The sequence below is a fragment of the Mangrovicoccus sp. HB161399 genome (genome assembly GCF_013184745.1).
Taxonomy (GTDB): domain Bacteria; phylum Pseudomonadota; class Alphaproteobacteria; order Rhodobacterales; family Rhodobacteraceae; genus Mangrovicoccus.
Genome location: NZ_JAATVU010000295.1, coordinates 1 through 665 on the forward strand (window position 1 = coordinate 1; position 665 = coordinate 665).

The 665-nt window shown below is 70.5% G+C and carries 1 protein-coding gene; it reads right to left on the reverse strand.

The features are described 5' to 3' along the window. On the reverse strand, window positions 1-665 hold a 665-nt coding region (locus tag HCC78_RS32985), incomplete at both ends, for an IS66 family transposase (RefSeq protein WP_172332876.1).

Sequence of the window (665 nt, forward strand, 5' to 3'; positions counted from 1 at the left end):
GCCGCGACATCCGCCCGCGTTCCGATGCCAGCCAGTCGTGCAGGCCGGCGACCAGCGGGCGGGCCGACTCCTGCCGTGCGGCCAGACGTTCCGCGGCAGGCAAGCCATTGATCGCTCGCTCGATGTCGAACAGCGCGTCGATCCGGGACACCGTCTCCAATGCCACGGGCGATATCTCGTGCGCGGGACGCTTCTTGCGGACCTGTCCGGCAATGTCGGCAAGCTCGAAGAACTTGCGCCGCGCGTGGCTCCAGCAGAGCGCGCTGGCCACTGGTGCCGGGGCACGGTCCCCGAGGTAGAGATCGTTGTAGCCGCCATAGGCGTCGGCCTGCAGGATGCCGGTCCAGCCCGCCAGATGGCCGTTGGGATGGGTCTTTTCGCGGTCGGTGGAGAAGAAGAACAGCGCCGCCGGGGGCGCGCCGCCCGCGAAGGGGCGGTCGTCGCGCACATAGGTCCAGAGCCGCGCCGTGACCGTGCCGCCCTTCGCCAGCAGCGGCACCGTAGTGTCGTCGCCGTGCAGCCGTTCCGCCGCCAGGACATGGGCGCGGATCAGCTCGTGGACGGGTCCCAGCGCCGCCGCGCAGGCGCCCACCTGATCTGCCAGGGTCGAGAGGCTGAGTTCGACGCCTTCGCGGGCAAAGCGTTCGGACAGGCGGTTCAGCGGC